Source organism: Rhizobium johnstonii 3841 (assembly GCF_000009265.1).
Taxonomy (GTDB): domain Bacteria; phylum Pseudomonadota; class Alphaproteobacteria; order Rhizobiales; family Rhizobiaceae; genus Rhizobium; species Rhizobium acaciae.
Window position 1 is genome coordinate 168,394 of record NC_008381.1, and the last position, 20,714, is coordinate 189,107.

The window sequence follows — 20,714 nt, forward strand, 5'->3', positions numbered from 1 at the left end:
AGGCTCGATTCTGCCAAACGCCATCCACCGCTTCGACTAAATCCCCATAGCGCCAAACAACCCGCGCCTTCGCTCAATCCGGCTTCAATGAGGTCCGATCAGTGAATGCCGCACGCATAGCGAACGGACCTCACAGAACCCTCCAGATTCCCAAGGGCAAGCAAATCAGATTCAACGCTGACTTTTGGAGGTCAGTGATGGATTGCGATGCCCTTCGGGATGATCAATGGGAACGGATCAGAGGTTTTGTGCCGGGACGGACCAAGGGCAAACGCGGTCCGCGCACGAACAATCGATTGTTTCTGGACGCGCTTTTGTGGATGGCCCGTTCCGGCAGCCGCTGGCGCGACCTGCCCGAGCGACTGGGCGACTACCGCTCGGTGAAACGGCGTTACTACCGCTGGATCGAAATGGGTGTGCTCGATGAGATGCTGGCGATGCTTGCCCGAGAAGCAGACCTGGAATGGCTGATGATCGACAGCACCATCGTGCGGGCACACCAGCATGCGGCAGGGGCGCGTAAGGTCAAAGGGGGGCGGATGCCCAGGGCCTGGGCCGGTCTCGGGGCGGATTAAGCACCAAAATCCATGCCGCGACGGAGGCGCTCGGGCTTCCGGTTCGTCTGATCGCATCTCCCGGACAGCGTAACGACATCGCCTTTGCTCACGATCTCGTCGATGGCATCCAGGCTGCCGCTACGATTGCCGACAAGGGCTATGATGCCGATCATTTGTGCGACAAGATCACTGAAACCGGTGCTGACGTCGTCATCCCGCCGAAACGCAACCGCAAGCTCCAGCGCCCCTATGACGCCGATCTCTACAAGGAGCGAAACCGTATCGAACGCTTCTTCAACAAGCTCAAACAGTTCAGACGCGTCGCAACCCGATATGACAAGCTGCTCGCAAACTTCATGGGCTTCGTTAAACTCGCCGCTATCGCTATTTGGCTCAAATAGTTAAATCGTCACTACGGCCTAGGTCGCGGATGATTAACGTCGTTCGTCGCGCTACCATGGTTTGAAATCAAACAATCCCCCGCGGCATGGGAAATGGCGGTAACGGAAAGATCGCCAAAACGGGCTTAAGAATGCCATCATCTCGTACCGCTAGAGTAAATTTGCAGAGCATACGGTGTGCGTCAAAGACGCCAGGGGCTCGATCAAGCCGCCTCTCAGGCCGCTTTTCGTTGATGGGATCACGTTAGAAAGCCATCTCGGCCGGTGCTTATCTGCTACCGACCAAATAGACTTCGGCCGCTCTTACCGTCCCGGGTTTCGGGGGCATGCCTATGGGTTAATCGTGGTCTGTCAGGGAGTAAATCTACTCATTTACGTCACCCGGAAATGATTATAGCTGAATTGGTGTCTCCAATAACACTCGCCTCAGTTGGAGCTGGGCCAAGAAGCGGTCCAAGCGATTGGATCAGTCCTGGCGTGAAGACACAAAATCAATGGAAAAGGGAGAGTTAAATGTCCTTGCATGTCAGCTACGTAGACAAGGAAATGACGGATCATGCCCGTGCATCACAGCCGGGAAGCGCAGCGCTTGCCCAAGGAACGCAATATTCGTTATTGCTGAAGAATCAATCGGCGCAACCTTGGACCTTCTATGTCTATCAAAAGATGCCTCAACCTGTTGCCAATGTCTTCTCCTTGGCATGGTTCTGCTCTCCGTATCAAATTCGGGTTGGCAATCAAATCAAGTTCACTTGGGAGCTCGCCTATAATTTCGTCTGGAGCGACACGGGACAACTGATTCCTGGCGTGGACTTTTTTGCCTCCGGGGTGGAGGACTGCAGCCCCAGCGGGAGAAACACCACTACTTTTTCATTAAGCGATGGACCTGGCCTGACCGCGCCGATCAAGGGGGATCCTGCAGGATCACTGGTCATCAACGATGCTGGCAATGTGCCAAACAACCGGTTCTCCGTGGGCATCGGCATGTCCGGAACAGGGACTTATGTTGCACAAGCGGGCACCAATCTGCTCCACACGTTCACGCCAACTCCGAGCTATTGGATTGCGGCGGGAACGAATGTCACTATCGGGTCGGTGCTCAGCATCGACACGATCACCCAGACCAGGGAAGCCAAGTTTCCCTCTGCCGTCTTCAATCTCGTAGGCGTGCTCCAAGAGGACAATACCTGGGATATCAACCCGGCTTGATGGCAGGGTGAATTGGCTTCAGCTCCGCCCGTCAGGGCGGAACTGATGCATGGGAGTGCCTGTTGTTGCTGATAATTGGCACTCCTTTCCTCACACATCAATATTGCCCGAGGAACCAACGATGTTTGCAGGGCCTCCAATCGGTGCGGTGTGTCCCTTTGCGGGGCAAGTTGCCCCTATCTCGAGCTCGGTCAATACAATCTGGAGCAACACGCCCTGCGCAAGCTCTGGCGAGGCTGCGGGTACAAATGCGGAAGCTCCTATCAGCTACGTCGAAGCCCAGGGATGGATGCTTTGCGATGGACGCTATCTCAGGGCAGCCGTCTATCCAGAACTCTACGCCGTTCTCGGCGGACTCTATGGAGAGCGGAATTCTACGGCCGATCTGGAATTTCGGATTCCAGACTACCGTGGGCTGTTCCTGCGCGGTTTCGATGCCGGTGGCGGTATGGACCCTGACGCGAAACGACGGCTAGATCCAACCGGCAATAATGTTGCGAATGTTGTTGGATCACTCCAATGCGATGCTCTGCAAGTTCACGCGCATCCCTATGAGATAACGACGCCGGCGGGAATTTCGCAGCAGGGCAATGCCGCCGGAACTTCCATCTCAAGCAAATCGACAGGTTCACCCGAAAATCCGGCACGCACAGCTCTTGAGACGCGTCCCAAGAACGTGGCCGTGAACTACCTGATCAAGTTTCGGTAACTTGAAAGGGGTGTAGGTCCTTTCATTCGATTTAGAGACATCGGTCCGGAAGCGACATCTTGCCGGCCGGCAAAAGAGGAGAACCTTAATGACTGCTACTTTGAGAGCTTTCGGATGGCTAGCTGCTTTCGCTCTGACCGTCACGTTCGCGCAGGGTGCCGCGGCTGAGGAGCAGCAAAAAGGCAAGGTGGGGGCGAAGCCCGTAGAAACTGGCGTCGTGATCCGCGGCGTCACGCTTGCCGGTCCGGTTGGAAATCCGGGAACGTCAACCGGGAAAACATGCGACTTCAGCGGTGAGCCCGTGGATCCATCGGGGCGTTTGGAGGGGGCAAGCGTCAACTGCAGGCCAAATGGCAACCAGGCGAATACAACGCCAGGGCTACCCGCACGCTTTAACGCGTATTGCATGATAAATGCGCCGGTTAAAAGTGCGCGGCTGATCCAAGCTGCCCGACCAGAAAATGCCAACCACTGCGATCTGTCGGGGATCACCCCAAAAGACGCGACTGGTCAATTCGGGGGGGCCGTCTGGCGGTAGGCGGTCATTGGACGACTTCTGGGGAAACAAATTCAAAGCACGTCCTCGCAGCCCCCCAATCGATGCTGCCTGCTCGACCTACCGAAAACTGTGTTGCGCCTGTCTATCAATTCAGACGCAGATTTAGCTCTGCATTTCAACGGGGCTACTATCTGATCATGATGGCTGTCGTGATCCAACAGGCCCGATCTTTGAAGTGGCCGAAAACTCCATATGCTTCAGCGAATGATTCTGAGACGAAAGCTTTCGGCAATCATCTGAGGTGTATTAACCACATTGAGCTTTCGCTGGATGTTCAAAATGACATTTTGAATGGTTCGATGGGATCGTCCGAGAATCGTTGCGATCTCTATTGCTGTTTTGCCTGCGGCACACCAATGGATGATTTCGCGCTCTCGCGTTGTGATCATGGGTAAGGCCTGAATTTTTCGACTGGCATCATTCCCAATTTGGGCGCGGAGCAAGCTGTGCGCGTAAGCCGCCATCAGATAGAGCGCGCTTCGGTCGCAGGTTGAGAGCTCTACCTTTTCCGCTCCAAAACTGACAATCGATTGAAACCCAGCGGCAGTGTGTAAAGGAACGCTGAAGCCGTCAATCAACTTGAATTCGCGTGCCTCATCCATGACACGACGGCTCTGCCGATCGAGTTTTTGATCTCGCAGAGCTTCCGACCAAACAAATGCGTGATCGCATGTCTTGCTAAGATGCACTATGGGGTCGGCGTGGACATAATTGTTTTCACGATAACGATCAAACCACCCGACTGACCAATTGCCCAAAACGAAATAGGAATCAATTCGCTCAATAGGCGAGGGGATGCCGGATATCGCGAAATAACTAAACCCGAAATACTGCGAAATTTTTCCAAATAAGAGTAACACATCGTCTTTGCTCTTTGCGCTGGCTGACTCTGACAGGAAATCGAACACCAGATTCGAGACCGCTGAGGATTCTTCCTTCACGACAACCTCCCGGTTCGGTGCAAGATTAACTTCCTCACATCTAAGCAGTGAGTGTCCAGTTCCGTGGGCAGCTAAACTCTGAAAACCATATTATATACCCTTGATGCATACAACCAAAAAGCGCATCTTCAGGCGGGATCGTCCTCGGCAAACCGTTTGGCGCCGCTCGTCTGAAAAACAATTCGAGCCGTCAATTTTAACCGAGTGCGTCAGCCCGATCGCCATAGCTTCGCATTCACTCGGAACCGTACGGCAGACGACTGAGAACTTCAAAGCAGGGCCTGTCGCAAATTTTGGCGCTCAACGGTATGTTGACATGGGAAGATGATTGCCGTTCCGAAAGTTGTGGAGCGAGCCGATGATTCTGAATGCTATTGCCGAAAAGCTGAAGCGGCAATCGATGGATGGTTTCAAGCGCCGGCATTGTTCGAGGCATGGCTGATCGTGCGGGCGGTTGCCTTGTATTTGGGTTTTGCTCAAGGCTTCAGACGAATTCGTCAGAAGCGAAAGTTTAGGCCCGCCTCAATTACATTATCGTTGAGGTCGGACCTTGAGCTGATGCCTCCACTCGTGGTCGGGACGGCGTTGTTAATGACGTAGTTGTACTCGATCTTTGCCGACACGCCGCCCGAAAACGCGTGCTCGACGCCGCCACCAAAGAGGTAGCCGTGTTTCCAGCTATCCGGCCCGGATTTCCATTTGTCCGATCCGGATACGAGGCGGTGGCCCTCGAACTCGGTCGTTGTGACGCCCGCGGTGCCGTAGACGAAAGTGCGATCAAAGCCCAAGCCAGCCTTCGCTTTCGCGGCACCTCGGAAGCGGCTTTCCACGTTGCCGACGGGCACACGTACTTCGTTGTTCAAGTAAGAGCCTTCCAGTTCTGCGCCGAAAACGCCCGATCCAGCCTGGAAATTGTAACCTACCTGAGCGCCCACCGCTGGGGCGCGACCATTGTTGAACGGGTTGAATTTGGAGGCCGCGACACCTCCATGAAGACCGGCGTAAGCCCCGGCCCACGAGAAGGTTCCCGGTGCGTCATAAGAGGGGGCGCTCGGAACGCTGTGGTCAGCTAGATCGGCCGCCGACGCGCCGCATGCCATTAGCATCGAGACGCCCACGGAGAAGATTTTTCTTTTAATTAGCGACATATGTAACTCGATAACGAACGAAACTAACATCCGGTGCTGGGCTGGACGCGCAAGGGTCTGCAAACCACGCCTTACTCGCGGAGAGGGCATCATGAGCTTCCATGAGAAAAGCCAAATCGCTCGACTGGATCAAGTTTCGCCTCGCGTCCGTTGGGTCTTGAGTCGACCCGACGCTCTTCGGGACATAGGAGGCGTTGTCCCTGCTGTGCTGGAGCCTTCCTCCTGGACCATAGCCCCCGACGTTCCTCCCTGCGACAGCCCTTGTTGAATATTTCAGCATTGTCATACCTGCTTTCATAAGCAGACTCTCTACAATTACCTGATTTAAGACAAGAGATGCAGAGGATATATTTAATCGTATATTCGTTTATGTTATATCAAAAATCGGTAATGGATTGATACTTCGCCATTTAAAGCAAACTTATACGTCATATATTTTCAAATATATTATAGTTTAGTGAGGATATTCAGAACATTGACGGCGTCGTCGAGACCAGTATCTCGGCGCTGTTCCTGCTGGTGATCAGCATCGCAATTTGTTCTTCCTGAGCCGTTGCGGAAGCCCAGATCGTTACCGCCGAAGCGAAGATACTCAACGCGCTCGACCCTTGCAGAGCACGGGCTTGATCGCCACTGGCGCAACGCCCGCACCCATACTCTGCACGACCCGTCCGCTGGAAGTACGCCATTTTGGGTAAGTATTTCCTGAACGGCGAGAAGCCACCGCTCCACGCCTGGAGCTGAGGTTTTCGATCTGCAAAGCACCCTGAGATCAGGTGCTCTGCAGATTTGTCTTCAGCGTATACGAGGGAAGAAGTTGTGGCCTTCGTCAACGGCCGCCGATCGTCATAGCCCCCAGTCGTTTTCATATCTGCCGGCCAACTACGAAGGGCGTGCCGTGCGGCCGAGATAAACATTTTCGCATCCGTCATTCAAATAGGTCATATCAAAACAATGGATTTCACTAATTCGCTCTTGGAAAAGATAAGGGGCACAGGCGGCGCCCGTTGCCTAATAAGGAGTATATGCGATGAATATCAAAGGCAGTGATAACGGCAGTTTTATCAAAGGATCCCCTGAAAACGACATAATCGATGGCGGCAAGAAGAACGACTGGATTGATGCCGGCAACGGCGATGATCGGATCAAAGCTGGTGACGGCCAAGACAGCATCACGGCCGGTCCGGGCCATGACATTGTCTGGGCCGGGAAAGGCTCAGACGTAATCCATGCCGACGGTGGTGACGATCTCTTGTACAGCGACGCCTCCTACCCCTTATACGTCACCGACCCTCACCGCGTAATACCGCATAGCGGCGAGGGCGATGACGTGCTCTACGCCGGCCCTGGCAGCGATATACTTGTGGCTGGTGACGGCGCAGATGTTCTGACTGGCGGCGACGACGGCGACGCCTTCGTGTTTCGGTTCCACGACCCTATGGTTGGAACAACGCACTGCTATACGAGTGTGATGGATTTCGACACGAAGCAGGACCGCTTTGTCCTGGACGCCGCAGATTTCGGTGGTGACCGGAATCTGTTTGATGCAAATTTCATCAATCATTCCAAGGGCTTTCCGGGCGAATTTGTGGACACCTTCTACAACGGCGCGGCCGAAGGCGCGCACGGCGAGCACGTCGTGGTAATCACTGATCGAGGCTTTGCGTCTGCCGCTGCCGCCGCGACTGCTATTGATCACGAAGCCCGCGGTGACATCATTGTCTTCCATGATCAAAAAACTCTCGGTCAAGATGGCGAAACTCACGGTGCGACACTAGCCTATGTCGATTCTGCGAACCACGCGCATGCCTTCGCTCATGTCGACAATCTGCACGACATGTCGGATCTTACCTCGCTTACGGCGGAAAATTTCGGCTTCATTTAATTCGATGATCCGAGGAGCGTTCCACCCTTGGGGCGCTTCTCTTTTCCAACATGGCGCAGGGAACTGAAAATAGAAACGACGTGATTTTATTGATCGACTGCACCAGTAAAGGTACGCCATTGAAACAAGTTCTCGTCGCCGATGACGACGCCGCCATGCGCCACCTGCATCCTGGGGCGGTTGCGCAAGCTGACTTTCTTCTCGCTGGCTGAGGCCAATGCCGCTATTGGCACTTGATCGCATCAACGATCACCTCATGCGTCGATTGGGTGTTTACCCGGCGGCAAGTATTTGAACGTGTCGAACGTGCTGCGCTCGCTAGCCTCCCGGGTGAAACTACGAATTCGCCGAATGGCGTCTGCTCCGTGTCTCGACCGATTATCACGTCGAGTTCAAAAGCTTCTTCTATTCCGTCCCTCATGCCCTCATTCGCCAGCAGGTCGATCTTAGAGCAACGGCGCGCACCATCGAGATCTTTTACCGCGGCAAGCGCATCGCCGTCCATCAGCGCCGCTATGGCGGCTGTCGTCATGGAACCGACCCAGATCACATGCCCAGTTCCCACCGGCGATACGCTGAGTGGACACCAGATCGCTTTCGGCGCTGGGCCGCATCCATCGGTCAAAGCATGCCGCGAGGATTTCTCCGTTGCATACCACCGCGTTCCCCGGCTGTTCGCCACGCTCGCGCTTGCAAGGGGTGACGGGCGATACGGCAGAATCCCCAAATCTATCGCCAAGACCGACCTGCTGATCCTCGATGACTAGGGACCGGAAAAACTCAACGATGATCAGCGCCGCGATCTTCTCGAGATCATCGAAGACCGCTACGAGCGTCGCTCGACGATCGTCACAAGCCAGGTGCCCCTGGATCGCTGGTGGGAAATTATTTCAAACCCAACGCCGCCGATGCGATACTGGATCGCCTCGTTCACAACGCCGAGGCATCGATCTCATTGGCGAAAGTATGCGCAAACAGCGTTCACCGATGGCGCTTGAAACACAGCAAAGCTTGACCTGACACAAAACCCGATCCAAACATCAAACAGACCCAGGATCAGCCCGAAAAATAGCCGGCTTCAAATCGGAATCGGTGGCCGGTTTCATCGGAATACGCACCCAATGCAACATCTGAAGATCGACCTGATCGGCTTGCTTAATGCCAACGAAGCGCATCGTCGGTCGCCTTGCAGCTTCTGCGATCGCCGCAGCATCGATGATGTCATTCTTGTTCGATTTTGCGTAGACTTCACTGCGCCGGGATGATGCGGACGGAATGCCCCATCGTCTGCAACTTGGCGCAAGCCATTGGGAACCCGGACGGGATTCCATTCCGACAAGCGTTCTGTTCGCTCGTTCGAAGAACTGCAGTAGCGTCTCGCGCCGGAACTATCCAGGCCGACCACGTGGAAGAGGTTCTTTCCGATATCGATGCCGAAGACGGCGCATTGGCGCAGTTGGTTGCGATCCATAATTTCAGCCCTCCTTTGCCCACCTCCGTTATGCTCTCGGGAGACAGGGCGGACCATCCCATTAGCTCTAAGCCCTGCTCGTAAGCGGGAGGTGGTGAAGGGCATGTGCCGCGATTGGACGACCTCCCGGCCGGCGCCAATACAACTCAGGCGCTGGCGCGCTAATGACTTGATCAGGTTAAACCATCCCGCATCCAGCGCTCGGCTATGGCGAATGTGCGGATTGGATGTTTGCATTTGCGGCTGCAACCGTCGAGGCCTCCCTGGGTGACGCGACTTTGGGAGCCGCAAAACCACCGCGGATTGCTACATTCAACCGCACGTGATCCTTGGCCAGTTGCTGGATCGCCGCAGCGAGGCTCGCCTGAGCGCTGGACACCTGCCTTTGCGCTTCGAGAACATCGAGGAGAGAAGAGGCGCCATCCGTGTACGAGGCCGTCGAAAGCTTCAGTGCTTCTTCGATCGTTTCTACTTGCCTGCGACGTGAGTTCTCTGTGTGAACGTCGCGTCGGACGGCTGTCAAAGCGTCCTCGACTTCCTGCACAGCTGTCAGGACGGTTAATTTCCAGCTTATGTAGGCTGCTGCGGCGTCCGATTTAGAAGTCTCCACGTTTGCCCGCAAACGGCCGCCGTCCAGAATTGGGAGGTCAAGGCTCGGCCCGAAGGACCATTTCAAGATACCCCCGTGACGGCCGCGCTGCTTGATATAGGAAGGGGTGATCGAGCCGGAGAGCGTTATCGCGGGGTAAAGCTGTGCTTCCGCCACGCCGATCTGTGCAGTCGCGGCGGCGAGATCCCGTTCAGCCTGGCGAATATCGAATCGATTGCGAATAAGATCGGCGGGAATGCCGGCATTGATCTTTCCGCGATAGACCGGCTGCCCTTCACTTTTCTGCAGTTGCTTGATCACTGTTTCCGACGGCAAAGCGAGGAGGGCCGCAATGTGATGCGCCGACACGCGAAAATTCAGTTCTAGCCTTGGTATTTCGGCAATCGTCGATCGGACAAGTCCTTCGGCTTGCAAGACATCCTGCCGGGAAGCCGCTCCCGCTTCGACTTGAAGATTCGTGAAATCGTAGGTCTCCTGGCGGGACTTCAGGTTCGCTCGGGAAATCGAGACGCGCTGCTGGTAGTACCGGGCGTCGATGTAGGAGGAAACAAGATCTTTGATTAGAGCTAGCTTTGCGGCGTCGACAGCCGCATGCGCAGAATCAAGAGAAGCCAGTGCGCTTTCAGTGCTGCGCCGGTACTGACCGAATACGTCCAGCAGCCAGGTCAACGATAGTTGCACGCTGGAGATATTCTGTGTGCTCGTGATATCTCCCCCTTTGCCGATCTCGCCGCTTGTCGTGTGTGATGCCTTGGGAAGGCCCCCGGCGCCAGCGATGGTGACGTCCGCGGCGGCGGCATTAACCCTTTCGAGCGCCTGCTGAACACTGAGGTTCTCATCCAGGCCGGAGGCAACGTACTGGTTGAGCGTACGATCTGAAAACGAATCCCACCACGCCGACACCGCAACATCGCCGGCGCTCTGTTTTGCACCCTCGGAAAACTTCTCCGGCAAAGGCGTTTCCGGCGGTGCATGGTCGGGCCCGAGCATGCAAGATGACAAAAGTAGCGGCAACACCGCAGCGGCCAGACGGAACGAATGCAATCAATCAGCCTCCATTACAGCGAAATTCAACTCAAACCCGTTTCGCCTGCCCAAAGGATGATGCCAGCGCGCAATTGCCGACGCAGCAGATCGAGAATTCCGGCGTGACACTACGAAATCGCGTGCAGCCAAAACAACAAGTCGACACCCGCTGGCGCGAGCTGGCGTCAAATCCCTTTAGGCCTGTCGTTCGGATCAAACTGAATGATAGTGATCCAATTAGCAGTGAGTGCCGGTCGGTTCTCGTTCTCGATCTCCACCGTAACCTCGTAGGTAGTCACCAGCATGCTTGCGCCGCGAAATTGACATTCAGAGAGAACGAAGCGACCGCGCACACGGCTGCCGGTCTTAACTGGTGACATGAAACGCACCCGGTCTAAGCCGTAGTTAAGGCCCATGGTCTGCTCGCGGATCTTTGGCATGCCGCTGAAGTTCATCGCCGACAGAAGCGAGAGTGTCAGGAAGCCGTGAGCGATAGTGCCACCAAACGGGCTTTCGACTGCCGCGCGTTCCGGGTGCACGTGGATGAATTGATGATCGTGTGTCGCATCGGCAAAGAGATCGATTGTAGTTTGATCGACGGTGATCCATTCGGATTTACCGAGCTCCTGGCCAATTCGCGACGGCACGTCGGCGAGCGAAAGTTCGTGCATACGACCTCACTTTTTTGATGTCTGATCAAGTCCTGGATTTTCCGGGAGGCGATTTGCGATCTAACCAATCGTCACAATCATTCGACTGTGACCGATTTAGCTAGATTCCGCGGCTGGTCCACATCTGCCCCCATAACGACCGCGGTATGATACGCAAGAAGCTGCAGCGGGAGAGAGAAGATCATCGGCGCGATAATCTCCGCAACATCGGGTAATACGATAGTGTGCATGGTGGGAAGCTTTGACATCGAAGCTCCCGTTTCGTCGGTGATCAGAATGATGCGGCCGCCGCGGGCGGCCACTTCCTGCATATTGGAGACAGTTTTATCGAAGAACCGATCATGTGGCGCGATGACAATGACTGGCATATTTTCATCGATCAGGGCGATCGGACCGTGTTTTAATTCTCCTGCCGCATAACCTTCAGCATGGATATAGGAAACCTCCTTGAGCTTCAGCGCACCTTCCATGGCCAATGGGAAACTCGTGCCGCGGCCGAGATAGAGCACGTCGCGGTAATGCGACAATTCCCGAGACAAGAGTTCGATCTCCGGCGTGATGTCGTTCAGCACCTGTCGCATAACGCCCGGCAAGGTCGCCAAACTTTGGACGAGCACCTGTTCCTCGTCGTCTGTGATCGTGCCCCGCGCCTTGCCTGCGCCGATGGCTAGCGCAGCGAGAACAGCAAGCTGGCAAGTGAATGCCTTGGTAGAAGCAACGCCGATCTCTGGCCCGGCGAGGATCGGAAAGATGGCATCTGCCTCGCGGGCCATAGTTGATTCTCGCGTATTGACGACAGCGCCTATTCTCAGACCATGTGCTTTGCAATAGCGCAGCGATGCAAGCGTGTCAGCCGTCTCACCAGATTGAGAGATGAAGAGCGCTGCCGACCGCGGCGACAACGGGATTTCTCGATAACGGAATTCAGAGGCGACATCAATTTCAACGATTAAGCGTGCGTAGCGCTCGAACCAATATTTGCCAATTAGTCCCGCAAGATATGCCGTGCCGCAGGCGGAGATCGCGAGGCTCTCAACCCCGGCGAAATCGATGTCGGTTGAAGTCGTTGTGACATGACTATCGTTGACATTGATGTAGTGACCAAGAGCACGGGCGATGACCTCCGGTTGCTCGTAGATTTCCTTCTCCATAAAATGCGGGTGATTGCCCTTGCCGACCAGGTCTGCGGTAGCAAGCGATATGTGCCGTGGGCGCGTAACGACATTGCCTTCGATATCGAAAACCTGGACACTCGTTTTGCCTACAACAGCCCAATCGCCATCGTTCAGATATGTGATGTCATTGGTGAACGGAGCAAGAGCGATCGCGTCGGAGCCTAGAAACATCTCACCATCGCCGTGGCCTATCACTAACGGTGGTCCATTGCGCGCCACCATTATGGTCGCGGGATCATCCTCAAACAGGATGGCAAGAGCGAAGGCGCCCTCGACGCACTTCAACATGGCATGCATTGCCTCAAGGCATCCCATGCCATCCCGGCGGAATTTTGTCAGGAGATGCGCAATCACCTCGGTGTCCGTGTCAGTCTGGAACTTGGTCCCTACCTCCGCCAATGCGTCCTTTAGCTTGGAGAAATTTTCGATGATGCCGTTATGAACAACGGCTACACCATCGGTAAAGTGCGGGTGAGCGTTGCATTCTGTCGGTGCGCCATGGGTCGCCCATCGTGTGTGGGCAATGCCGACAGTGCCGCTCAGGGGCGCTTCCTTCAATCTCGTTTTAAGGTTCCCGAGCTTGCCTTCCGCACGGCGCCGGTGCAATTCTCCTTCGAAGATCGTAGCAACGCCGGATGAATCATAGCCGCGATATTCCAGCCGCCCCAAGGCTTCGATCAGCCGCTCCGACACGGGCTTATGTCCCACTATGCCAACAATCCCACACATGCTCGTCACCCATGTCCCAAGAGCCCCCGACAGGTAATCAGGAGGCGGACGCCGCTCGGCGCGTGTCCTCCAGCGCGTGCTAATAAATCCAAACAGATTAGTAAAATTGATTGTTGGGATAGCTATCATCCACGATATGGATGTCGCCCACTCGGGTTGCGTCGATTAGACGCTGTAGGCAGCGCATGATGCCTTCTGCAAAGTGTCGACTGATAAGCTACGACCGGGGCGTGGGGCCTGCCTCTGAAAATGTTCGCGCCAACAGGAATTGTTATTTGCCGACGACATGCCGCCAATTGTTTTTCATCGGCGCACGGGCTGAAAGGCAATTCGTTTTTCTGCAGGTGAAGCGGTATGTGTCTGCGGGCTGACCCTAAGGCGTAGTTGCCCCTTTGCATGCAAACATGATCACGAATCGGTCAGCAGGACTGCGCAGCCGCATTTGCAAAGAGGTTGGCGTCAGAGTGAAAGTGCCGACAGTTGGAACCGAAAGGGCCATGGCGGCCAGAAGTCCGTTCGCAGAAGCAAAGAAACCAGCCCTTTACCGCCGGATTTACCCCAAGGCCTGCTTTTATGATTTCGGCAAGCGTCCACCAGCCTTGACCCGAGCTGGATTTCCCATGGCCGTGCTTCCTGCAGGAACATCTCGCGTGACCACACTACCAGCGCCAATGACAGCGTGATCGCCAATTGTCACGCCCGGGAGAATGATTGCTCCACCGCCAATCCAGGCGTGCCTGCCAATGCTGACAGGTCGTCCCAACTGCAGTCCAGCCTGGCGCTGCTCTGGATCATGTGGATGGTCCGCGGTGTAAATCTGCACAGCAGGGCCTATTGCGGTTCCGTCACCGATAGTTACCGCTGCCACGTCAAGAATGACGCAGTTGTAATTGATGTAAACCCAAGCTCCGATCCGGATGTTGAACCCGTAATCGCAGTGGAACGGAGGACGAATAACCGCTCCAAGCCCGACTGCTCCCAATCGTTCTAAAAGGAGCCCATTCCACCGCTCGGCGGAGTCGCCCAGCGTGTCATTATACCGCTTCAACCAAGCCCCGGTGAGGAGCAACTCGGCTTGGATCTCGGGGTCCGCTGCGTTGTACATTTCGCCTGCTAGCATCTTCTCTTTTTGGCTGCGTGTCATCGTATCTTCTCAGATCTTGTTCGTGGGGGTGGTCGGTGATTGCCGCTGGAATTCAACTAATAACGGCAGAGCTCACAGAGGAGTAAACAGCAATCTTTCCCCTTTGGCGGCCGGTTGAAGTCGTCTGCTCAAGCGAGGCAAATCCTGCACAAGGGGCTGACGGCACCAGCGACCTTGCGTTTCACCAGCTTGGGGAGGGCACAATCAGATGTGCGGATTCAACTTGGCAGGTTCCGTACTCAGCGGCAAGCGCCCCAAAAACACCGGACCAGCGACTAATTCGCGATCAAGCTGGCACCTGGCGGGATATCGGGTGAAGGCAGAGGTGGAATCGAAAGCAACACTCCTTATTCGCGGGCAGAAAAGGTGAGGCCTAAACTTTGGTCGCCGGCGAGCCGCGTGAGAGCTCCCGGCGTCGAAAAATAGCGGGCTCCAGCTCCCCGCGACACGTGGTGAATTCGGTGTAGCGTGAGCTTTCAGATGCCTGAGTATCTGCGGAATTGCAGCGAAGCCTTGCTGAAGGGAATCGGCGGCGCCTGGTTCAGGCATTTGCTGCTGGCCCTACAAGGGGTTCAATCGTGGCGGTCTTAACTTCATGGCACCTGCTTGAACGCAAGGACAGCATTCATGCCGCCCATGGCGAAGGCGTTGCTCATGGCCACGCGCACCTTTCGCTCCCGGGGCACATTAGGGGTCACATCCAGGTCACAATCGGGGTCTGGCTCGCGATAGTTGGCGGTGGGCGGCACGACACCTTCTTGGATCGCCATCACGCAGGCTATCATTTCGAGCGCACTTGCTGCCCCGAGGCAGTGCGCGTGAGTGGATTTGGTAGAAGAGATGGACATCGATCGAGCATGGTCACCAAAGACGCGCTTAATCGCCGTCGTTTCGATCTGATCGTTGGCCTTGGTGCCGGTGCCATGGGCGTTGAGGTAGTCTACATCCTCGGCATTTAAACTCGCATCAACAAGGCAGGCGCGCATCGCCGCCTCCGGCCCATGCACAGCTGGTGCAGCGATGTGGTAGGCATCGGCGGAAAGGCCGATGCCGGCGACCTCGGCAAGCATCGTTGCACCGCGGGCGGCGGCATGCTCATAGCTTTCCAGCACGGCCATGCCCGCACCCTCGCCCAAAACTAGTCCTTTCCTGTCGGCCGAGAATGGCCGGCAAGTATCTGGAGCGAGTACGCGCATTGCTTCCCATGCCTTAAGCACGATCCACACGAGTGGCGCGTCGCTTCCTCCAGCTAGCATAACGTCCGCCCTACCGAGCTTGATCTGATCTACCGCTGAAGCGATCGCATGGTTGGCCGAGGCGCAGGCAGAGGTGGCACCGAAGACTGGCCCCCGCAGCCCGAGGTTCATGCTTACCTGACAGGCAGCCGCGCTAGGCATTGCCTTTACCCCAGTGAATAGCTCAGTGCGAGTCGCGCCGCCCAATAGGAGGGTGCGGTAGGCCTTCTCGGTAGCGTCCCAGCCGCCAAAGCCAACGCCCACTGTCGCGCCGAAACGGTGGGCATTTCCTTCATTGCACGAAAGGCCGGCCTGTAGCATGGCTTGTTTAGCTGCAAGCACGGCTAGCAGGCTGAAGCGGTCCATGGAGATGAGCTGTTTGCGATCAATGTCGTGTTGAGGCAGCACCTTGATCTCGGTCCCGATCATCCCCTTCAGCTCATGAATCTCTGAGTTTGAGATCGGGCCGATGGCGGAGCGGCCTTCGCGCATCTCCGTCCAGATAGAGGAAGCATCGGTGCCCAGTCCGCACAGTCCGCCCAATCCGGTGATAACGACGCGCCTGTCCATTCAGACCTCCTTGGTGAGCAAGCCACGGACGGCTTCCACCACGTCGCCGATATTGTTGAGGTTCGACCAGGCATCGGCCGTATTCATCTCGATCTTAATGCCGTAGAGCTGCTCCAGATCCCAAAGGACATCGGCCAAACCCAGCGAATCGATGCCAAGTGAAGTCAACTCAGTGTCAGTCGTTATTTCGCCGAGGGCTACGCTCGTTCTTTCGCCGTTTTCAGCTTTGACGAGCTTATTGATCGCACTGATAATTTCCAGTGTGAGTTGATCAGCCATTTGTATTCCTCTCCATCATGCCTAATTTCGACAAGCCGACGGCCTTGCGAGAAGGCTCGATCTAATTGCTGCGAACATCGGAAGATGTTCCGGCTCGTCTGCGAAGTGACGACAGAAACCAATAAAACTTACCGGAATCTCGCCGCGCGGCTGCCCTGCTATGGATCATATGGCATCATTGGTAAAATTGATTGTGTGGATCAAAAGCATCCACACTATGGATTGTGGCTCGACATATTGCCGCGGCTAACTTCTCGCGCCGGCGCCGTTGCAAATCCTCAAGAACAAGTATTGCGGGATCGAAAGTAGAGCTTCGGCTACTATCCCGGGTCGGCGCGTTGCTCAATTTCGCGCAGAAGGCATGTGCGGAAGGTCGTGGAAGTCGCCGCAGCTGGATGCTGGTTTCCGCGATGGGCCGAACATAAGTTACAGGAATAAAGTTTTGAATCACTTTTGCATGAGGCCAGGGAAAGCATTACGAATCGCACCTTCTCAGATAGAAACGATCGCTCTCGGCAATAGCTTCGATTGCTAGCTGAGCTGAGGCGGCGGGGGGCCGCCTGTAACGTAATACCTCCTTTGGGAACACAGCCAATGCGTATGGATCTAATTACTGGGGCTGTGAAATGAGCCGACGGTGCCGCTTACGACGTACAACTTTCCATCTCAGATTCCATGCGCAAAGCCTCTTGGATCATAATCTCGCGCATCCAGATGTTTCCAGGATCAGTGTTGTGAAGAGCCGGCCATTGGACAGCCTCAGTGAACGAAACAAGCGGCAAAGGATGCTCAATGATTCTTAGTGGGATAGTTCGTTCGTAATGTTTGACCAGCCGCAGGGGGATGGTTGCTATTCGATTAGTGCCAGACAGCAATGGCGGGATCAAGTTAAACCCCGGGACGACGAGCTCAATACGCCTCTTGAGGCCGTGCTGCATCAATAGCCATTGCTCTACGGAAGGCTTGAGACCACGTCCGAACTTAGCCGCAACATGTCCCATGGACATATATTGCTCCAAGGAGAGCTGCCCTTGTAACTGCTCGTTCGTAGGGCAGCCGACGCACACCAGTCTCTCTTCGAAAAGCCTTGCCTTCGGATGGGCGCCGGACATGAATAAGTCCGGGAGGATCAGAAAATCGACATCACCACGGCGGAGAAGCTCCTCCGGATCGTCGTCAAGTGGCAGCAACTCGAAGCTGACTCCTGGCGCCTCCCGAGCTAAGCGCAGTATTATCTTGTCGAAGAAGACCAGTGCCATGAAGTCTGAGAGGATAATTCTGAATCGGCGGTCGGACTCCGCTGGGTTTATTGGATCCCAAGCGATAACGGAGAGCTGAATATGCAAGAGTGCTTCGCGAACAGCGGGGGCAAGTGCCTCTGCACGCGGGGTCGGAACTAGCTCCCGTCTCTGCATGATAAAAAGGTCGTCGCGGAAATAGTCGCGCAACCTAGAGATGGCAGCGCTCATGGCGGGTTGGCTGAGGTTGATGCTGCGCGCCGCTGCTGTGAGCTTGCGCTCGGTCATTAGAGCGTCGAGTGCTACAAGAAGGTTTAGATCTAGGCCTTTAAAACGCATGGGTTGAATATCCATTCCATAGATGATTGCCATCCAAACAATCAATTTTACCAATCTTTCGGATCACTTATAGAAAACCCGGAACTTGATCAATATCAGGACCAGGAACTAAAAAACGAAGCGCCGGGCAGGGGCCCGATTTGAGACTCTTACATCTCTTAACCGCTCGATTGCCTAACCGGCAATCCAACAAGTATGCGCAACAATATCGCGCAGCTCTGATCGTGGTTGGGCGACGAAACAACTTGGAGCTTTTGCATGTCTTCTGAAGTGCGATGGAAAATATGCTGGGAAAATGAGCTGGAAGCTTCCGACCACGCGGAACTCGCCGATTTTTTTTGCAAGACCTATGGGCCGACGGGAGCGTTCAATGCCAAGCCGTTCGAGACTGGCCGAAGCTGGGGTGGTGCGAGGCCCGAACGCCGCGCAATCGCATATGACTCGCACGGCGTCGCTAGCCACATGGGCTTGTTACGCCGCTTCATAAAAGTCGGTACGACTGATTTGCTTGTGGCCGAGCTAGGCCTGTACGGAGTGCGACCGGATCTAGAAGGATTAGGAATCGCTCACTCGGTCCGCGCTATGTTTCCGATTCTGCGCGAGTTGAGCGTTCCATTTGCTTTCGGAACAGTTCGCCACGCCATGCGGAATCATATGGAAAGATACTGCCGAGACGGTACCGCAAATATCATGACCGGGCTGCGTGTGCGCTCGACGCTTCCAGACGCGCATTCCGACCTGCCAGCCACGCGCACTGAAGATGTCCTCGTATTGGTGGTTCCCGTCGACCGTCCAATGACTGAGTGGCCCGCGGGCTCGTTGATTGAACGAAACGGGTCGGAACTATGAAGCGGCCCGCATATATGAGCGAAGTACCGGTCAATCACACAAGCGGCCAGGAAGCTCGCTGCGTTTACTTGACGTTCGACGACGGTCCTAATCCATTCTGCACGCCGCAAATCCTGGATGTTCTAGCTGAGCACCGCGTTCCGGCGACATTTTTTGCTATCGGCTCATACGTGAAGGATCACCCCGAACTCATTCGGCGTCTTGTGGCGGAAGGTCATGATGTCGCCAATCATACCATGACGCATCCCGACCTCGCCACCTGCGATCCCAAGGATGTGAAACGTGAAATAGACGAGGCGCATCAAGCTATTGTCTCGGCCTGTCCCCAAGCCTTGGTCCGGCACTTACGAGCGCCTTACGGGGTTTGGACTGAAGACGTCCTTTCAGCATCGGTGAGGGCTGGACTTGGAGCCGTTCACTGGTCGGCCGACCCTAGAGACTGGTCTTGCCCGGGCGTCGACGTGATCGTTGATGAGGTGCTTGCTGCTGCTCGGCCTGGGGCAATCGTGCTTTTGCACGACGGGTGTCCTCCCGATGAGGTGGAGCAATGCTCGCTTGCCGGACTCCGTGACCAGACGCTCATAGCACTCTCTCGAATTATTCCGGCACTGCATAGCCGCGGATTCGAGATTCGTTCACTTCCCTGAAACACTGGACAAACGAGAAACCATGACCCTGCTCGCAACAACCAGCATCGCCGCCATCTCGCTTTATGCAATGCTCGCCACCGTTTACAAGAGCGCGCAGGTCTTTCATGCTAGGCGGACAACGATTTCAACAACACCTGCGAAAGACATTGAAACCAACCCCGTGCCAAGCGTTGATGTCATCGTGCCGTGCTTCAACGAGGACCCAATCGTTCTTTCGGAATGCCTCGCGTCGCTTGCGGAGCAAGATTATGCCGGAAAATTGCGCATCTATGTAGTCGACGACGGTTCCAAAAATCGCGACGCGGTTGTGGCTCAGCGCGCTGCCTATGCAGACGATGAGAGATTCAACTTCACAATTCTCCCTAAAAATGTTGGAAAGCGCAAAGCGCAAATCGCCGCTATAACCCAGTCCTCTGGGGATCTCATTTTGAATGTGGACTCAGACACCACGATCGCCCCCGACGTCGTATCTAAGCTTGCCCACAAAATGCGGGATCCAGCAGTCGGTGCGGCGATGGGCCAAATGAAAGCCAGTAACCAGGCGGACACCTGGCTAACTCGCTTGATTGACATGGAGTACTGGCTTGCCTGCAACGAGGAGCGCGCGGCACAAGCTCGCTTCGGTGCAGTTATGTGTTGCTGCGGCCCATGTGCGATGTACCGTCGGTCTGCTATGCTTTCGCTGCTCGATCAGTACGAGACGCAGCTTTATCGCGGCAAGCCGAGTGACTTCGGCGAAGATCGCCATTTGACGATTCTCATGCTGAGCGCAGGCTTTCGAACTGAGTATGTTCCGAGCGCCATCGCGGCGACAGTCGTTCCAGACACGATGGGTGTTTATCTACGCCAACAACTACGGTGGGCACGCAGCACCTTTCGGGATACTTTGCTTGCGCTTCCTGTACTGCCTGGTCTCGATCGGTATCTCACGCTGGACGCAATCGGGCAAAATGTCGGCCTGCTACTTCTTGCGCTGTCGGTATTGACAGGAATTGGCCAGTTTGCGCTGACCGCCACACTGCCCTGGTGGACGATCCTGGTCATTGGATCCATGACTCTTGTACGCTGTAGCGTGGCTGCCTATCGCGCCCGCGAACTTAGGTTTTTGGGTTTTGCTCTCCACACGCTCGTGAACATCTTTCTCTTAATTCCCTTGAAGGCCTATGCCCTTTGTACCCTATCCAATAGCGATTGGCTGTCGCGCGGATCAGTCGCGATTGCGCCCACTGTTGGGCAGCAGGGCGCTACCAAAATGCCAGGGCGGGCTACATCTGAAATTGCCTATAGTGGCGAGTGATGAACGCGTCACTGCAGCTCAA

Annotated in this window: 19 protein-coding genes and 4 pseudogenes; 13 read left to right on the plus strand and 10 right to left on the minus strand. The window is 55.4% G+C overall.

From position 1 onward, the window contains the following. Positions 1-197 precede the first annotated feature (197 nt). The 4 genes from RL_RS38415 to RL_RS28230 all read left to right on the plus strand — a co-directional run bounded on the left by RL_RS38415 (position 198) and on the right by RL_RS28230 (position 3,414). Positions 198-958, plus strand: a protein-coding gene (locus RL_RS38415; protein ID WP_122330915.1) for an IS5 family transposase whose coding sequence is annotated in 2 segments (ribosomal slippage) — positions 198-537 and positions 537-958 — 762 coding nt in all. Because the reading frame shifts where the segments join, the coding sequence is not laid out codon by codon here. Positions 959-1,471: 513 nt separating this feature from the next. Then, positions 1,472-2,167: a protein RhiA gene (locus tag RL_RS28220; RefSeq protein ID WP_011654211.1), complete on the plus strand. Its 696-nt coding sequence runs from the start codon at positions 1,472-1,474 to the stop codon at positions 2,165-2,167. Between the two features lie 121 nt (positions 2,168-2,288). Continuing rightward, entirely contained in the window at positions 2,289-2,876 is a 588-nt protein-coding gene (locus tag RL_RS28225; RefSeq protein WP_077978095.1) for a tail fiber protein, read from the plus strand. An 88-nt stretch (positions 2,877-2,964) separates the two neighbouring features. Then, positions 2,965-3,414, plus strand: a complete 450-nt coding sequence (locus tag RL_RS28230; RefSeq protein WP_011654213.1) for a protein RhiC — start codon at positions 2,965-2,967, stop codon at positions 3,412-3,414. Positions 3,415-3,632: 218 nt separating this feature from the next. On the opposite strand, the gene RL_RS28235 is transcribed toward RL_RS28230, so the two are convergent. Continuing rightward, a complete protein-coding gene (locus RL_RS28235; protein ID WP_003551769.1) occupies positions 3,633-4,376 on the minus strand; it encodes a helix-turn-helix transcriptional regulator in 744 nt (247 codons plus the stop codon). Positions 4,377-4,734: 358 nt separating this feature from the next. Here RL_RS28235 and RL_RS39445 point away from each other — a divergent pair. Continuing rightward, positions 4,735-4,850, plus strand: a pseudogene (locus RL_RS39445) (IS6 family transposase); the annotation flags it as partial. A gap of 23 nt (positions 4,851-4,873) precedes the next feature. Here RL_RS39445 and RL_RS28245 read toward each other — a convergent pair. Beyond that, positions 4,874-5,524 (minus strand): outer membrane protein, encoded by a 651-nt coding sequence (locus RL_RS28245; RefSeq protein WP_026264773.1) that lies wholly within the window; start codon positions 5,522-5,524, stop codon positions 4,874-4,876. Between the two features lie 595 nt (positions 5,525-6,119). On the opposite strand from RL_RS28245, the pseudogene RL_RS38420 reads away from it, so the two are divergent. The 5 genes and pseudogenes from RL_RS38420 to RL_RS28265 form a co-directional block, all read left to right on the plus strand. Then, positions 6,120-6,268: pseudogene (locus tag RL_RS38420) on the plus strand (SfnB family sulfur acquisition oxidoreductase); the annotation flags it as partial. 286 nt (positions 6,269-6,554) lie between these two features. Beyond that, entirely contained in the window at positions 6,555-7,409 is an 855-nt protein-coding gene (locus RL_RS28255; protein WP_011654216.1) for a calcium-binding protein, read from the plus strand. Positions 7,410-7,459: 50 nt separating this feature from the next. Further along, complete coding sequence (locus RL_RS40390) at positions 7,460-7,621, plus strand: hypothetical protein (RefSeq protein WP_020048089.1); 162 nt, start codon at positions 7,460-7,462, stop codon at positions 7,619-7,621. Continuing rightward, positions 7,572-8,031 (plus strand): annotated as a pseudogene (locus tag RL_RS40825) (IS21 family transposase); the annotation flags it as partial. The gene RL_RS40390 and the pseudogene RL_RS40825, both read left to right, overlap by 50 nt. 1 nt (position 8,032) lies before the next feature. Beyond that, positions 8,033-8,429: pseudogene (locus RL_RS28265) on the plus strand (ATP-binding protein); the annotation flags it as partial. 20 nt (positions 8,430-8,449) lie between these two features. Here RL_RS28265 and RL_RS40830 read toward each other — a convergent pair. The 8 genes from RL_RS40830 to RL_RS28300 form a co-directional block, all read right to left on the minus strand. Continuing rightward, the gene (locus tag RL_RS40830; RefSeq protein ID WP_225510626.1) at positions 8,450-8,740 is read right to left on the minus strand and encodes an IS110 family transposase; all 291 of its coding nucleotides are present in this window, start codon (positions 8,738-8,740) and stop codon (positions 8,450-8,452) included. A gap of 345 nt (positions 8,741-9,085) precedes the next feature. Beyond that, the gene (locus RL_RS28270; RefSeq protein WP_011654218.1) at positions 9,086-10,534 is read right to left on the minus strand and encodes an efflux transporter outer membrane subunit; all 1,449 of its coding nucleotides are present in this window, start codon (positions 10,532-10,534) and stop codon (positions 9,086-9,088) included. 167 nt (positions 10,535-10,701) lie between these two features. After that, positions 10,702-11,187 (minus strand): MaoC family dehydratase, encoded by a 486-nt coding sequence (locus tag RL_RS28275; RefSeq protein WP_011654219.1) that lies wholly within the window; start codon positions 11,185-11,187, stop codon positions 10,702-10,704. Between the two features lie 77 nt (positions 11,188-11,264). Next, positions 11,265-13,091: a glutamine--fructose-6-phosphate transaminase (isomerizing) gene (glmS, locus tag RL_RS28280; protein ID WP_011654220.1), complete on the minus strand. Its 1,827-nt coding sequence runs from the start codon at positions 13,089-13,091 to the stop codon at positions 11,265-11,267. A 571-nt stretch (positions 13,092-13,662) separates the two neighbouring features. After that, a complete protein-coding gene (nodL, locus tag RL_RS28285) occupies positions 13,663-14,235 on the minus strand; it encodes a nodulation O-acetyltransferase NodL (RefSeq protein WP_003551796.1) in 573 nt (190 codons plus the stop codon). Between the two features lie 593 nt (positions 14,236-14,828). Further along, positions 14,829-16,040: a beta-ketoacyl-[acyl-carrier-protein] synthase family protein gene (locus RL_RS28290; RefSeq protein WP_003551798.1), complete on the minus strand. Its 1,212-nt coding sequence runs from the start codon at positions 16,038-16,040 to the stop codon at positions 14,829-14,831. Then, positions 16,041-16,319 (minus strand): acyl carrier protein, encoded by a 279-nt coding sequence (locus tag RL_RS28295; protein WP_011654221.1) that lies wholly within the window; start codon positions 16,317-16,319, stop codon positions 16,041-16,043. Between the two features lie 644 nt (positions 16,320-16,963). Continuing rightward, the gene (locus RL_RS28300) at positions 16,964-17,896 is read right to left on the minus strand and encodes a LysR family transcriptional regulator (RefSeq protein WP_003551803.1); all 933 of its coding nucleotides are present in this window, start codon (positions 17,894-17,896) and stop codon (positions 16,964-16,966) included. Positions 17,897-18,154: 258 nt separating this feature from the next. Here RL_RS28300 and RL_RS28305 point away from each other — a divergent pair, with 258 nt between their 5' ends. The 3 genes from RL_RS28305 to nodC are packed head-to-tail and all read left to right on the plus strand — an operon-like array spanning position 18,155 to position 20,692. After that, on the plus strand, positions 18,155-18,745 hold the full coding sequence (locus tag RL_RS28305) for a NodA family N-acyltransferase (RefSeq protein ID WP_003551805.1): 591 nt from the start codon (positions 18,155-18,157) through the stop codon (positions 18,743-18,745). Further along, entirely contained in the window at positions 18,742-19,392 is a 651-nt protein-coding gene (gene nodB, locus RL_RS38435; RefSeq protein WP_011654222.1) for a chitooligosaccharide deacetylase NodB, read from the plus strand. Before RL_RS28305 ends, nodB begins: the two co-directional genes overlap by 4 nt. Positions 19,393-19,414: 22 nt before the next feature. Beyond that, complete coding sequence (gene nodC / locus RL_RS28310; protein ID WP_011654223.1) at positions 19,415-20,692, plus strand: chitooligosaccharide synthase NodC; 1,278 nt, start codon at positions 19,415-19,417, stop codon at positions 20,690-20,692. Positions 20,693-20,714 lie beyond the last annotated feature (22 nt).

Coding starts and splice junctions, on each gene's coding strand:
- RL_RS28220 (WP_011654211.1), top strand. CDS start 1,472: ATGTCCTTGCATGTCAGCTACGTAGACAAGGAAATGACGGATCATGCC.
- RL_RS28225 (WP_077978095.1), top strand. CDS start 2,289: ATGTTTGCAGGGCCTCCAATCGGTGCGGTGTGTCCCTTTGCGGGGCAA.
- RL_RS28230 (WP_011654213.1), top strand. CDS start 2,965: ATGACTGCTACTTTGAGAGCTTTCGGATGGCTAGCTGCTTTCGCTCTG.
- RL_RS28245 (WP_026264773.1), bottom strand. CDS start 5,524: ATGTCGCTAATTAAAAGAAAAATCTTCTCCGTGGGCGTCTCGATGCTA.
- RL_RS28255 (WP_011654216.1), top strand. CDS start 6,555: ATGAATATCAAAGGCAGTGATAACGGCAGTTTTATCAAAGGATCCCCT.
- RL_RS40390 (WP_020048089.1), top strand. CDS start 7,460: ATGGCGCAGGGAACTGAAAATAGAAACGACGTGATTTTATTGATCGAC.
- RL_RS40830 (WP_225510626.1), bottom strand. CDS start 8,740: ATGGAATCCCGTCCGGGTTCCCAATGGCTTGCGCCAAGTTGCAGACGA.
- RL_RS28275 (WP_011654219.1), bottom strand. CDS start 11,187: ATGCACGAACTTTCGCTCGCCGACGTGCCGTCGCGAATTGGCCAGGAG.
- glmS (WP_011654220.1), bottom strand. CDS start 13,091: ATGTGTGGGATTGTTGGCATAGTGGGACATAAGCCCGTGTCGGAGCGG.
- nodL (WP_003551796.1), bottom strand. CDS start 14,235: ATGACACGCAGCCAAAAAGAGAAGATGCTAGCAGGCGAAATGTACAAC.
- RL_RS28290 (WP_003551798.1), bottom strand. CDS start 16,040: ATGGACAGGCGCGTCGTTATCACCGGATTGGGCGGACTGTGCGGACTG.
- RL_RS28295 (WP_011654221.1), bottom strand. CDS start 16,319: ATGGCTGATCAACTCACACTGGAAATTATCAGTGCGATCAATAAGCTC.
- RL_RS28300 (WP_003551803.1), bottom strand. CDS start 17,896: ATGCGTTTTAAAGGCCTAGATCTAAACCTTCTTGTAGCACTCGACGCT.
- RL_RS28305 (WP_003551805.1), top strand. CDS start 18,155: ATGTCTTCTGAAGTGCGATGGAAAATATGCTGGGAAAATGAGCTGGAA.
- nodB (WP_011654222.1), top strand. CDS start 18,742: ATGAAGCGGCCCGCATATATGAGCGAAGTACCGGTCAATCACACAAGC.
- nodC (WP_011654223.1), top strand. CDS start 19,415: ATGACCCTGCTCGCAACAACCAGCATCGCCGCCATCTCGCTTTATGCA.